The organism is Streptomyces sp. NBC_00464 (assembly GCF_036013915.1).
In the GTDB taxonomy this organism is placed as follows: Bacteria; Actinomycetota; Actinomycetes; order Streptomycetales; family Streptomycetaceae; genus Streptomyces.
On sequence record NZ_CP107899.1, the window covers coordinates 700,374 to 713,624 of the forward strand.

8 protein-coding genes are annotated in these 13,251 nt (G+C 73.2%); 3 read left to right on the top strand and 5 right to left on the bottom strand.

Annotation, left to right across the window (positions count from 1 at the left end):
* Positions 1-5 precede the first annotated feature (5 nt).
* Together OG912_RS03095 and OG912_RS03105 are read right to left on the bottom strand one after the other, a co-directional pair.
* Positions 6-1,925, bottom strand: coding sequence for a hypothetical protein (locus OG912_RS03095; RefSeq protein ID WP_327708046.1), 1,920 nt, complete (start codon positions 1,923-1,925; stop codon positions 6-8).
* Positions 1,926-2,534: 609 nt separating this feature from the next.
* Complete coding sequence (locus OG912_RS03105; RefSeq protein ID WP_327708047.1) at positions 2,535-2,993, bottom strand: winged helix-turn-helix transcriptional regulator; 459 nt, start codon at positions 2,991-2,993, stop codon at positions 2,535-2,537.
* Between the two features lie 92 nt (positions 2,994-3,085).
* On the opposite strand from OG912_RS03105, the gene OG912_RS03110 reads away from it, so the two are divergent.
* Both OG912_RS03110 and OG912_RS03115 read left to right on the top strand, forming a co-directional pair.
* Positions 3,086-3,925 (top strand): SDR family oxidoreductase, encoded by an 840-nt coding sequence (locus OG912_RS03110; protein WP_327708048.1) that lies wholly within the window; start codon positions 3,086-3,088, stop codon positions 3,923-3,925.
* Between the two features lie 288 nt (positions 3,926-4,213).
* Positions 4,214-5,269, top strand: coding sequence for a GDSL-type esterase/lipase family protein (locus OG912_RS03115; protein WP_327708049.1), 1,056 nt, complete (start codon positions 4,214-4,216; stop codon positions 5,267-5,269).
* A gap of 269 nt (positions 5,270-5,538) precedes the next feature.
* Here OG912_RS03115 and OG912_RS03120 read toward each other — a convergent pair whose 3' ends face one another.
* Complete coding sequence (locus tag OG912_RS03120; protein WP_327708050.1) at positions 5,539-6,006, bottom strand: MarR family winged helix-turn-helix transcriptional regulator; 468 nt, start codon at positions 6,004-6,006, stop codon at positions 5,539-5,541.
* Between the two features lie 85 nt (positions 6,007-6,091).
* On the opposite strand from OG912_RS03120, the gene OG912_RS03125 reads away from it, so the two are divergent.
* Positions 6,092-7,018: a zinc-binding alcohol dehydrogenase family protein gene (locus OG912_RS03125; protein WP_327708051.1), complete on the top strand. Its 927-nt coding sequence runs from the start codon at positions 6,092-6,094 to the stop codon at positions 7,016-7,018.
* Positions 7,019-7,403: 385 nt separating this feature from the next.
* Here the strand turns inward: OG912_RS03125 and OG912_RS03130 are convergent, their stop codons facing one another.
* Entirely contained in the window at positions 7,404-9,284 is a 1,881-nt protein-coding gene (locus OG912_RS03130; protein WP_327708052.1) for a hypothetical protein, read from the bottom strand.
* Positions 9,281-13,249 (bottom strand): vWA domain-containing protein, encoded by a 3,969-nt coding sequence (locus OG912_RS03135; protein WP_327708053.1) that lies wholly within the window; start codon positions 13,247-13,249, stop codon positions 9,281-9,283. The genes OG912_RS03130 and OG912_RS03135 overlap by 4 nt, the downstream gene beginning before the upstream one ends.
* Positions 13,250-13,251: the final 2 nt, after the last annotated feature.

A 13,251-nucleotide genomic window follows, 5' to 3' on the forward strand; every position in this document is an offset into this window, starting at 1 on the left:
AGTGTTCAGCGTTGGGCCACCACGGCAGCCGTGGCCGCGGCCAGAATGCGGTACAGGACGGGGACCGGTATCGCCGGGTTGGTGACCGCCGTGCCTGCCGTGTCGCGGTTGTGCAGAAGCCCGGCCAGAACGCGGGCCGGCAGCCGCGGATTGCGCACCGCGGTCCCCCGGACGTGGGCCGCCGGATCGTTCAGCAGCCGCACTGCGTCGGCCGGTGACAGCCGAGGGTCCTCGGCCGCGCGGCAGCGCACCTCGGCTTCGGGGTCGCGGGCCAGGCGCGCGACGTCGGCCGGCGTGGACTCCGGATCGTCCAGGGCCAGGCGGCGCATCCGCCCGCTGGGATCGTCGGCGTGACACAGCAGGCCGGCACGAGGGAAGTTGGGGTGGCTGCGAGGCCGGTCCGGGTGGCTGAGACTGCCGTCCCACCAGCGCCAGACCTCCAGCAGCAGGTCAGCCGGCGTGTCGTCGCATGATTCGGCGAGGAACAAGCGGACCACCCGATCCTCGTCCCCCGCCAGCCGCTTCACGACGTCCGGTGGGAGATACCGGGAGCGGGCCACGCTGCGGCGAATGAGCGGATGGGACGATGCGGCCAGACGGCGCATCGCGTCGGTGTCGCCGTGCAGGTCCGCGACCCAGAGCAGGGTGCGCGACGCCGACGTCGGTTCGAAGTCGTAGCGCACCAAGGCGCGTTGCTCTTCGGTGAGGTCGGGGCGCAGCGCCACCGTGGAGCGGATGTCGTCGCACCGATCCTCTGCCAGGACGGCGATGCCGTGCACGCTCAGGCCCGGGTTGGCGGCCAGCGCCCGGCGTATCCCCGCATCACTGTCCCGGACCAGCTCCGCCTCCAACTCGGGCTCGAGACGGCAGCGTTCGAGTGCTTCCCCTTGGGCGGGCAGCGCGGCAAAGACCTTGCGGGGCATGGGGGTGCCGGTGTGGTGGGCGAGCAGCGCCGCCGTTCGCACCGCGTTGTCGGTGTCGGTCAGCAGCCGCTTCTGCAGCGGCGCGGTGAGGTCCTCCCACCGGGCGCAGGCTGCCGTCCGCACCCGGGCGTCGGCGTCGGCCGCGAGGCCGGGGAGGTGGTGTGCGGGGAGCCCGGGGAGTTCAGCGGCCTCGGCGCGGGACGGCCCCGCGAGGAGGTCGTCGTACAGGTCTGCGGGAAGCTCGGCGCCCCAGGCGCACGCGTGCTCCGCCCAGAGCACGCGCCGCTTCGGCGACGGTTCGGCGCGGACCAGGCGTACCCACTGATCGGACGTGAGCTTGGGCCGGAAGGTGTCGGCCGGCCTCGAACGTACCCGCGGATCGGGATGCGCTACGGCGGCGTCAAGCACGGCGGGCCGGTCGCAGCCGTGCAGGAACCCCTCGTCCACGTCCAGCAGCCGGATCAGCAATTCGTCCGGCGCGACCGGATTGGCCCCGATCCCCTCCGCCCAGTGCAGAGGCCAGGCAGGCCGGTTGGGCACCGCCGCCCATACCTCAGCACGCTCAGCCTCCGTCTCGCGCCCGGCGGCCGTGGCGGCCTCCTCCAGCCGCTCCGGCAGGCGGTCGAGAGCCGTCACCCGGAGCCCGCCATCGATGGGCACCTCCCCCAGCAGCACCTGGCCGTCGAGGGAGAGTGCCACAAACCCGGGGTCGCCGGTCAGCCCCGGCACCCGGCCGGCGAGGTAGCGGACCCGGGTCCACCAAGAGTCGTTGCCGCCGATCCGATGTCCCAGGACAGCCACCAGGAACTCACCGTCGTCATCGGGAAGGCGGCGCCACCATGTGGCGTTGAGCGATTCTCGGGTGGCGCCGTCCGGAGCCGCGATCCCCCGTGCGATTCGCCAGGCGGCCTCCGGCGGGAACAGGCTGGTTGGGCGCACATCCTCGACGACCGCGAGTCCGGCCCGTACGAGCAGTTCCTGGAGTCCCTCTCGGTGCTGCACCCGGTCATGATCCCCGCCGGTTCGCGGGGGGACAAGGCCCTCGGCCCAGGTACAGCCGAACCTCACCCGCGTATACGCCGGTCGTATCAACTGGCCCCACGGCAGGATCAGGACGAGCTCAGCCACTCAACCAACAGCCCGTGTTATTCATCCCGCCAAGTCCGCCGGCCACGGATGCCCCGGCCTGGACGAGCAGACCGTGGTGGTGCCTGGCACCGAGCTGGCCGCGCTGATCGTTCCTGGCGTGGCCGCCTCGCTGACGGCCGTCCTTGACCGGCGCAAGCAATTGGCCGGGTGAATCGACGAACTGCAGGAACACCTCTTTCGCAGGTCCTGGCCTCGAAGCCGGGCGTCGGGATCAGGACCGGAGCCAGGATCCCCATATGGCCACCGGCCACGACACCGCCAGGTGCCGGTACGTCGGCGGAATCCGCGCGCGGTTCGATCCCGTACTCGAAGGCGATCAGCAGAATGCCAACCCGGGCCGAGGTCCTGAAGAGCCGGCCGCTCCTTCGCAAGTTCCGCTGCAGTCCCAGCCCCAGCTGCATCAACGCAATCTTCCAGGCCGCACTCGTCCCCCCTCACGCGTCAGCGTGAGTTGGATTGGGCTCAGTGTTCGTCGTCGGGACGACGAAGCTGTTGAGGGCCTGGGGCGGTCAGCTGCTTCGCTTGACCTGTTGCGCTCAGCCACTCCGTGGCGGACGCCCCGCCGGCTGCGAGCCGCTGCGTGATCCGGTCGAACAAGTCCGTCAACGGCGCACCGACGTCCTGGCCGAACTCAGTAAGTCCGTAGGTGACTTGGGGTGGCGTCGTCGGCTCGACCTTCCGCCAGACCAGATCGTCCCGGACCAGCGCGCGCAGTGTCTGAGCGAGCATCTTCTCGCTGATGCCCTGGATGCTGTCGCGCAGCTCGAAAAACCGAAGGTCGTTGCTCCGCAAGGAGATCAGCACCCAGATGCCCCACCTGCTGGTCACGTGGTCGACCACGTCCCGCGCAGGGCAGTCGGTGTGAAACACCTCATACCGATTGCCCGCCTCGGCCTGCGTCAGCTGCGCACCTTCCCTCATGTCCGGAGCTTACCTCTGGGTATGTTCTTACGAAAAGTAAGCCTGCCTCCTAGCGTCAATTTCCGTAGTGCACAACGGACTAGGAGCTGAACATGATCGTGGTGACCGGAGCTACCGGGAATGTGGGCCGTCCTTTGACGCAGGCCCTGGCCAACGCGGGCGAGCAGGTGACGGCGGTGTCACGGCACGCGGCGGCAATGCCGGCCGGGGTCCGGCACGTGTCGGCCGACTTGGCCGAGCCGCAGGGCCTCACCCCCGCTTTGGACGGGGCGAAGGCGCTGTTCCTCCTGCTGTCCGGCGACCTGCACGCCCCCGAAGCCAGGCCGACCGACATGATCGATCTGGCCGCTGCCAGCGGGGTCCGCCGAGTGGTCCTGCTGTCTTCGCAGGGCGTGGCGACCAGGCCGCTCGGCCCCTCGCGGATCGTGATGCGCGCAGTGGAGGACGCGTTGAGAGAGTCCGGCCTGGAATGGGCCGCGCTACGACCGGGCGGCTTCGCCTCCAACGCCTTTGCGTGGGCGGAGTCCGTCCGCACGCAAGGGACGGTCGCCGCACCCTTCGGCGATGTCGGGGTTCCGGTCGTCGACCCGGCGGACATTGCGGAGGTCGCGGCGGCCTGCCTGCTGGACGACCGGCACACCGGCGGAATCTGCGAACTCACCGGGCCCGAGGTGATCACGCCCCGTCAGCAGGCGGAGGCCATCGCCGCCGCGCTCGGCTCGCCGGTGCGGTTCCACGAACTCACCCGCGAGGAGGCCAAGACCGCGATGACCCGGTTCGTGCCACCGGAGCTCGCCGACGACACCCTGGACATCATCTCCGCCCCGAACCCCGCCGAACTGCGGATCAGCTCGGACGTGGAACGAGTCCTCGGTCGCGCTCCGCGCCGTTTCGACGACTGGGTCGCCCGCAACATCGCCGCTTTTCGCTGAGGCACGACTCAACTGAAGCGCCCGGGCGGCCCCGTGCGACTACGGGCGCATGAGGCCGCCCCATAGTGTCACCGCCCACCATCACCCAAGAGACGAACAGGCGTTGCCGCAGGTCGGCAACGCCTGTTCCGCCGCCCCCGCACGCAGCACCCCTGCGCCCAGTCCGAACCCGTCCAGGATATTGACGTGTCACCGCCAATCGTGGCTTGATGAACGCCGCAATGCATGGGAGCGCTCCCATGCATGCGTACCGCACTCCCGCTTCCGCCCCCTTCGGAAAGGACACCCGTGCGCAGCAGACGCCACCCCCTCCTCACCGCTTGCCTGGCCGCCCTGTTCGCCTTAGCCGTCGGCTTCGGCCTGACCGGCGCCCCACCCGCCGCGGCCGCCGCCGCGGCCCCGGTACGGATCATGCCGCTCGGCGACTCCATCACCGGCTCCCCGGGCTGCTGGCGCTCCCTCCTCTGGGACCAACTGCAGAACGCCGGTTACACCGACATCGACTTCGTCGGCACTCTGAACGCCCAGAGCTGCGCCCTCACGCACGACGCCGACAACGAAGGCCACGGCGGCTTCCTGGCCACCACCACCGCAGACCAGAACCTGCTGCCCGGATGGCTGGCGGCGACCGCGCCGGACATCGTTGTGATGCACTTCGGCACCAACGACGTCTGGAGCAGCATCGCTCCGGACACCATCCTTGCCGCGTACACCAAGCTGGTCGGCCAGATGAGGGCCGCCAACCCGGCGATGAAGGTGCTGGTCGCCCAGCTCATCCCCATCAACCCGAGCAGCTGCGCCGAGTGCGCCGCTCGTACGGTCGCCTTCAACCAGCGCATTCCGGCCTGGGCCCAGGGCATCACCACCGCGCAGTCGCCGGTATCCGTCGTCGACCAGTGGACGGGCTTCGACACGGCCACCGACACCTACGACGGCGTCCACCCCAACGCCTCCGGCGACGCCAAGATGGCGGCCCGTTGGTACCCCGCACTGTCGGCCCTGCTCACCCCGGGGGACCCCGGGGAGCCGGGGGAACCCGGGAGCGGCGGCTGCTCGGCGGCCTTCCGGGCGGTGTCGGCGTGGCAGGGGGGCTACCAGGGTGAGGTGACGGTCACCAACACCTCGTCCACGGCGGCGATCTCTTCGTGGGCGGTGACCCTCGCACTCCCGGCGGGCAGCCGACTCACCCAGGTCTGGAACGGCGCACTGACCGGGACGACGGTGCGCGACGCCGGGTGGAACGGCACGCTGACGCCGGGGGCGAGCACCACGTTCGGCTTCGTCGCGAGTACGTCGGACGCGGCGGGCACGCCCTCGGCGACGGCCCCGTGTTCGGCGTCCTGATCCCCTGCGTCGTGATCCCCTGCCCCTGATAGTGGGTCGGATGGCCGGATGTCCTGCTGCCCGAGGGGGCGGCAGGACATCCGGCTGTGCAGCACCTGTACGGCGCACGTGAGGGGAACGTTCTCCCGCGCCGCGGGCGACCTGGCGGCCGGCTACGGCACTTCCGCGTCTGCCGTCAGCGGTTGCGCCTGTGCATCACCCCGTCCGTCAGGGGCCGGTCCAGGACTCGGGAGCAGGGCTTCGCAGGCCGGGGACCTGGGTGCCACGGCTCAGGGCATGCCGCGCACCGGGCGCTCGGGACGGGCCGGTGCCGACAGGGGCGGGGAGAGGAGCGGCTCCAGCAGCTGAGCGAGCTGTTCGCGCTGCTCGGGACCGAGTCGGCCGGTGGCCGGCGCGAGGAGGGCCTTGCCTTCCTCGTACAGGCGCTGGGCGAGGGCGCGCCCCTCGTCGGTGATCAGGACGACGACGGCGCGCTTGTCCTCGGGACTGGAACCGCGGGTCAGCAGGCCGCGCCGTTCGGCGCGGGCGATGAGGCCGGACATGGTCGACTTGTCCAGCCCCAGGAAGGCCGCAAGGTCGCTCATGCGGGGGCTTCGGTCGCGCAAGATGCCGAGCACGCGCAGCTGCGTGAGGGACAGGTCGTGCTCGGCGCCGAGGCGGGTGAGCACACCCATGATCTGGAAGGCACTGCGGACCAGGCCGTCGACCAGGGCGTCCGTGGAGTCGTCGGGAGCCATGCACACGACCCTACTTGACATTGTTTGCATTACCAATAACTCTCATAGTGATTGGCAATACAAACCAACCCTGTGGGAGTTCCTCATGCGTGCTGCGATCATCACGGCGTACGACGCTCCGCCCGTGTACGGCGAGCATCCCGAACCCGAGGCCCGGGGCGAGCACGACATCGTCGTGGACGTCCTCGCGGCGGGCCTGCACCACCTGACCCGGTCCAAGGCGGACGGCAGCCACTACTCCGCCTCCGGCGTCTTCCCGCTGGTCCCCGGCACGGACGGCGTCGTGCGCGACGCTTCGGGCCGCCTGCGTTACGCGGCCCTGGACGACACGAACCTCGGCACCTTCGCCGAGCGCACCGTGATCGACTCGCGCCGAAGCATTGTTCTGCCGGACGACGTGGATCCGGTCCGGATCGCCGCCGCGATGAACCCGGGCATGTCCTCCTGGGTCGCTCTGCGCCGCCGCATCACCTTTCACGAAGGGCAGCGCGTTCTCATCCTCGGCGCCACTGGCAGCGCCGGACGCATGGCCATCCAGATCGCCAAGCGGTTCGGCGCCGCCCAGGTCTTCGCCGCCGGCCGCGACGCCACCCGGCTCAGGGAACTGCCCGCCCTCGGCGCGGACCAGGCCCTCACCTTCGACGACATCGCCGCCGCAGCCGACGTCGACGTCGTCCTCGACTTCGTGTGGGGCGAACCCGCCGCCGGCGCGATGCTTCCGATGCTCACCGCCCGTGCCGACCGCTCCGCCCCGCTGACCTGGGTCCAGATCGGCTCCATGGCCGGCCCGGCCGCCCCGATCCCTTCCTCGGCTCTGCGGTCGGCACAGCTGAAGATCGTGGGCAGCGGCATCGGCTCCGTCCCTGCCCGCGACATCATCGCCGAACTGCCCGAGTTGGCGAAAGCCGTGACCGAGGGTGCCGTTGACGTCCAGGCCCGCGCCGTGCCGCTGGCCCGGATCGCGCAGGCATGGTCCGAGAAGACCAGTGAACGCCTGGTCTTCGTGCCCTAGGTGTACTGCCCGGGAGTTTGTGGACGCGTGATGCAGGTCTCGGCAGAGACAGTGGGCGAAGCGAAGTGGCCAGCGTCTGGCGCGCAGAAGTGGTCAGCGTCTGGCGCGCATACGAAAGCGCACCGCGCAGTTGCGGCGTTCACGAGCAGCGCCTCCCCTACTTCGGCGGGCAGACCACCCGGCACCCCAACCATTCTCGCCCGCCCCCTCGGCGCTCCGCGACGACGGCCCGTGCGCGGTTGGCAGCTCACACGACGCGTGCGTTCCCGAGGTCCCTGCCGCTCAATCAACGCATGCAGGAGTGCGCCGCTTTGAAGCTTGTGCGTTTCCTCCACGTTGTCGAGAAGTGCGACGGACAGGGCGGGAACCGGACCTGTACCCGCTGCTACTGAGCGGTTCGCGCCACGGCCCGTCCTTGCTCCTGGTCCGGGACGGATGGCGCCGCGGCCGGGCCCTCCTGTGTCGGTTCCCAGGCTGACGCGCACAGGGAATCGGCCACAGCGGCCGCATATCGGGCGGCGGTGAGCCAGTAGGTGGCGAAGCCGTCGGTGTCGGCAGGGAGGAGGCGGCCGAAGAGGTCGCGATCGCGTTGGGACGCCGAGGCGCACAGCGCGGTGAGGAGACCCGCGGCCGTGGGGAGGCCAGCGCGATGGATGCGGCGGGTCTCGGCGGTGACGTCGCCGAGCATGCCGAGGGCGGCGCGGCCCGCCGTAACCGCCTGTTCGACCCGGCGCTCCAGGAGGTGGAGGGGCGAGTGCGCGCCGTCCCCTCCGGGCTGGGACGGGGCAAGGCGGACCGGGGCAGGCGGGACCGGGAGGTCGGCGCGGCGCAGGCGGTCGAAGCCGAGGTCGATCGTGCCCTCGCCGGTGGGGTGCGAGCAGGCGAGAAGGGTGAGCCGGGGGTGCGGGGCGGGCACCAGGCGGCCGATGATCCTCAGCCGTGTCCCCGGCACTGTGGCCAGCAGCATCAGGTTGTCGCGGTGGGCAAGCGCGGGATCGTCGTCCGCGACGGCGAGCCGGACGGGAATGCCTCCCTCGCACAGCGCGAGAAGGCAGACCCCGCCCGACTCCCGTACTGCACCGATGAGTTCGACGTCCAGGAAGAGCAGGTCGCTGCCACCGCCGTCCGGGTTCGCGTAGCGGGAGGTGGACCGCAGCGCGCGAGCGGCCTGTTCGGACGGCGGCGTCTCCCACAGAGCGGCGAGCGGCAGTTCCGTCCACGCCACGCCCCGGGCGGAGACGGCCTTGACGCCCTTGCCGGCGCCCAGTCTGCCGTCCGGCGAGACCGTCGCCCCCACGACCGCCAGGCCGGCCCGGCCCAGCTCCCGGTGGGTGAGCGCGCTGTCCCCCAGGCGCACGGCCCGGTCGGCCACGCCCAGGGCGCGCCCGACGCCGCCGGGTGCCACGTCGCCGACCGTGCAGAGGCGGCCGTCCGATCCGGCGACCCAGGTGCGGACGCCGCCGTGCCCCGAATCGGTGACCACGGGTTCGGTGAACAGGCCGTACAGGCGCAGCGAGCCGTCCGGGCTGTACGGGCGGCGCGCGCGGCCTCTGACTTCCGCCAGCTCCGCCCCGGACGTCATGCCCACTCGGTGTGCGGTGCCCAGGAGTTCGGCCAGGGCCGTGACGAGGTCGGCGGTGCGGTACGACGGGCCCCCGGCGCGGGCCGCCCGCAGCAGCGTGACGACGGACAGTGCGGCGCCCGCGGCGCGTGGCAGGTGCCGGATCCGGGCAGTGTGCGCGGCACGCAGGAGGACGGACTGGGTGACGGCGCCTGCCCCGTCTACGCCGGCCTCCAGCACGGCGGCGGCCGCCGACCACAGGGCGTCCGCCGCGGCACGCTGGGCCGGGCTCGCGACCTCTGGCGGGGAGGCCGGGGCCGGGGCGGGGGCCGTTGCGGAGTCGGGTTCGGGGGCCGTTGCGGGGGCGGGTTCGGGGGCCACCGGGGTGGACCGGTCGGTGTGGTCCGGCGCCGGGTCCGCCATGGGGGCGGCGCAGGCGGCGGCCGCCCGGTGGACGCAGGCCGGGGCGAGGAGGCAACCGCACGTGATGGCGTCCGCCGTCGCCACCACGCCGCCCGGGGCGTGCAGACGCAACTCGCTCTCGTCGTCGACCGCGATCGTCACCGTGTCCCCGTCGCGGTGCGTCGGGCGGGTGCCGAGCTTGGTGACCATCGCGTCCAGCCGCTTGCGCAGCCGGGGTGAGAGGTCCTCCACCAGCGTGGCCGTGACCTCCGGCGCGACGGGTGGCAACTGGGCGGCGGTCATGCGGTCTTCTCCCCTATCCAGCGGGCCAGTTCGAGTGGGCTGAGGGCCGCCACGGGCATGCCGGCGGCCACGAGCTGCCCGGCGACGCCCGTCGAGTAGCGGGGCCGGCCGGCGTCGTCGAGACTCGCGCACCCGAGGACGTGACAGCCGGTGTTCACCAGCGCCCGCACCTCGGCCAGCAGTCCGCCGAGCGGCGCGCCCTCCTCGAAGTCGCTGATGACGACGACAAGGGTGCGGGTGGGCACCGCGATCAGGCTGCGGGCGTGCCGCAGCCCGGCGGCGATGTGCGTGCCCCCGCCCACGCTCACCTCCAGCAGGAGGGAGAGGGGATCGTGCACATGGCCGGTGAGGTCGACGACCTCCGTGGAGAAGGCCAGGAAATGGGTACTCAGCGTCGGCACCCCGGCGAGCACGGAGGCGGTCAGCGCGGACCAGATCGTGGACGCCTCCATGGATCCGGAGACGTCGGTGACCAGGATCAGGCGCCAGTCGGCCGACCGGCGGCCGCGACTGCGGAACACCGGCTTCTCGGGGATCACCTGGACCGTTCCGTCGGCCGTGCGGCGGGCGGTGGCCAGGTTGGCGCGCAGCGTGCGCGGCGGGTCCAGCCGGCCGCCGGGGCGGCGGGTGGGCCGGGCCAGCATCGTGCCGGTGAGGGCGGGTCGCAGCCGGGTGGCGAGCTGCCGGGTCAGTTCGTCGACCAGGTGACGGACCAGGGGCCGCAGCGCCGCGAGGCGGGCTTCGGGGAAGCCGCCGGCGTACCGCAGGATCGTCCGGAGCAATTCCACGGAGGGGGTGGTGGCCGCCGGGTCGAGTTCGGCGAGGACGTCCTGCCGGCCTGTCACGGCTGCGGCGGCGAGGACCTCCTCGCGGATGCCGGGGCCGAACAGCGCGGCCAGTTCCTCGGACCACTCGCGGACTCCGGGGAACGACGGCTCCCGGCCGCCGCCACCGTGACCGGGGCCGGGCAGGCCGCCGCGTGATCCCTCGCCGTGGCCCGCGCCGTAGAGCTCGTCGAGAGCGGTCGCCAGCCGGGCGGCGCCGGGCGGCAGTTGGTCGGGCCGCCGGCCGAGCACGAGCCGCCACCGGTCGGCCGGCGCGAGGGTCCGCGCGGGGGTGGCATCGGTGGTGGCCTCCGTGGAGGGTGCGGTGGAGGGTGCGGTGGCGTGTACGGGTGCGGCCTCGGTGGCGGGTGTGACGGCGGGGCGTGGTGCTGCGGAGTGGTCCGACAACGGTGGGAACCGGTCGTCGTGCCCGGGTGGCGGGACAGGCAGGCCGAGGCCGGTCAGGAGCTTGCGGGCCGCGAGGTCGGCGGACGTACGGCGGGCCAGCTCGGCCGGATCGTCCGCGTCGAGGGTGCCCACCCGTTCGCCCAGCCGCTCCTCGACGGTGTCCAGCAGACGGTCCCGGGCGGCCGGGCTCAGGGTGTCGAAGCCACCGCGCAGGGCCGGCAGCCGGGCCAGGAACGCGGTGTCGTCCAGCTCGACGACCCGGTGCAGCAACGGGTCCAGGGCGCCGATGCCGACAGTCAGGAGCGGGCCCGCCACGGTCAGAACGCCGGTGAGGCGGGCGGTGAGTGCCGCCCGGGAGGTGCTGTCCCCGGCTCCGTCCACCCAGGAGGCGACGCGCCCTCCGAAGGTCTCGGCCTCTTCGTGACCCGTGAGCACCCTGACTGCTCCGGCGGCCGCGGCGATCAACGGGGTGCCGTCGGCGGCCAGCCGCGCGAGGGCGGCGGTGAGCCGGATGCCGCCCATCCGGTCGGCCCGCTGGGCCAGTTCGAGCAGCGCCCGGGCGTCCTCGGGCTCCTCTGAGCCGGTCAGGCCGTCGACCTGGCGGACCGCGGCCGAGGTCAGGAGTTCGGCCGCGTGCGTGGTGCGGGTGGCACGGGTGGAGGCGGAGTTGGTGGCGATAGCGGCGGCGGTGCCGGTGGCGTCCGGGGCCGCGGGGTCGTCCGGCGCGGCCAGGCCCGGCAGGTGGCCGGCGTCGATACGATCCAGCAGGTCGAGTCCGGCGAGGAGTTCGGGAAGGGTGCCGCTCGCGGGAAGTACGACCGCCAGTTCCGTCAGCCGTTCGTCGGCCAGGGCGGGGAGCCCGCACTCGGCGGCCTCCGTGAGGCCTCGGACGACCTGGGCAGCCGTCGGGCCGTCCTCCGCGCGCTCGGCCGCGTGCCGTTGCCGCAGCAGGCCCTCGGCCGCCTGGGCCGGGGTGACGCCACGGGCCCCGGCCGCGGTGAGCATCGCGGCCGTCGCCGGGGTCCACCGCACCTGCCAGCGCGTCGTGAGTCCTTCCGTGCCCGCCGCACCGGTCACCCCCTGCTCCTGCGCGTAAGGGATGCCGCACACCGTCAGCCGGCGCAGCAGCAGTTCGCGGCGCCGGTCCAGGGTGGAGCGTGCCGGGTCGAGCCGGAGGTCGCGCGGTGTCTTCTCGTGCACGTCCTCCGGGCCGGGGAGGGAGAGCGCGGCGGTCTCGGCCTCGACGGCGGGACCCAGTCCGCTGCGCGGTGCGGCGGGCGTGGGCCGTCCGGTGCGGACACCGACGAGTACGCGTTCGAGGGCCCGGGCGACCGCGCGGCCCGTGCCGTAGGTCTCGCCGCGCCCCAGCACCGTCTGCACGGCTTCCAGGAGTTCACCGCGACCGGGGGCGGGCAGGTCGCGCAGGCGGGCCAGGTCACCGGCCACCCGGACGATCTCCCGGCCGTCCGCCGGGCCGTAGGGGTGGCCCTGTTCGCGCAGGGCGGCGCAGACGCGGACCGCGGTGCGGATCAGCGCCTCGTGCAGCGCGGCCGGGTCCCCGGCGGCGTCCAGGACGGTGTGCTGCCACTCCGGGTCCCGGATGCCGGCCGGGTAGCCGGACCGTGAGTCGAGCAGCGGGTACGTGTACGGGACCAGGGAGACCGTGCACGCCGCCGCCCCGGCAGCGCCGTTCACGTGGTCGTCCGCGTCCGGTTCGGGCGCGGCGGCGGGCCTGTCCCGGGTGTCCGGTGCGGGGCCTCCGACCGCGGACGGCAGCAGCGCCGGGGTGTGGAAGGCTCCCACCACCACGGCGGGCCGCCGCCCGCTCGCCAGGGCCTCCGCGACTTGTCCGCGCATCCATGCCTCCCGCACCAGGTCCGTGCGGTCCACCCCGCCCCGCGCCTCGGCCTCATGGCGCAGCGCCCAGCCGGTGAGCAGGGCGGCGCGGCGGAGCGCCTCGGGTGTCGAACCGGGCGCGAGGGCCTCCACCAGCCGGTCCCACAGGTCGTCGCCGTCCCGGCCGGTGAGCCGGGACCGGAGCGCGGCGGACAGCCCGTGCCCCTCCCCCGGCATGAGCGCGGCGTCGGCGCCCGGGACGGGGGCGGAGGTGGGGGTGTCCGGACCGCCACCCGCCCACGCCCGGTCGGCCAGCGGAAGATCGCAGGCCACGGCCGGGACCCCGTTTCTGGCCGCCCAGCGCAGAGCGACCAGTTCGGGCGAGAAGTCCGCGAACGGGTAGAAGGCCGGCCCCCGTTCGCCTGCCGGGCCGGGCACGGGGCCGTCGGCGGGCACGGCGGCCAGCGCCACCGGGGCCTCGGTCTCCTCGTGGGCGAGCCAGCCCAGCCAGGGCTGGAACTCTGCAGGCAGTTCGACGAGGAGGACGTCCGGGGCCGCCGCGTCCAGCAGTGCCGGGAGGGCGGCCGCCAGCGAGGGCGCGTGGTGGCGCACCCCGATCAGGAACGGCACCCCGGGGCCGGTCGCCGCGAGCGCCGCCACCGCGGCTTCCGGCGTGCCAGGCCCGGCGGCCGGGCCCTGCACCGGGGCCACCGCGCCTTCCGGCAAGGCAGATCCGGCCGTCGGGCCCTGCACCGGGCCCTGCACCGGATAAGCAGCCGGTGCACCGGCGGTGGGCAGCACCTCGGCGCTGGACCGCGTCCCGCCGGTGGACTGCGTCCCGACGCTGGACCCCGTCCCGACGCTGGACCGAATCTCGGCGTTGATCGGCTCGCTCATCG

Bases quoted from the DNA above. Each gene is read 5' to 3' on its own strand.
- OG912_RS03110 (WP_327708048.1), top strand. From the start codon at position 3,086: ATGATCGTGGTGACCGGAGCTACCGGGAATGTGGGCCGTCCTTTGACG.
- OG912_RS03120 (WP_327708050.1), bottom strand. From the start codon at position 6,006: ATGGCTCCCGACGACTCCACGGACGCCCTGGTCGACGGCCTGGTCCGC.
- OG912_RS03125 (WP_327708051.1), top strand. From the start codon at position 6,092: ATGCGTGCTGCGATCATCACGGCGTACGACGCTCCGCCCGTGTACGGC.
- OG912_RS03135 (WP_327708053.1), bottom strand. From the start codon at position 13,249: ATGAGCGAGCCGATCAACGCCGAGATTCGGTCCAGCGTCGGGACGGGG.
- OG912_RS03130 (WP_327708052.1), bottom strand. From the start codon at position 9,284: ATGACCGCCGCCCAGTTGCCACCCGTCGCGCCGGAGGTCACGGCCACG.
- OG912_RS03105 (WP_327708047.1), bottom strand. From the start codon at position 2,993: ATGAGGGAAGGTGCGCAGCTGACGCAGGCCGAGGCGGGCAATCGGTAT.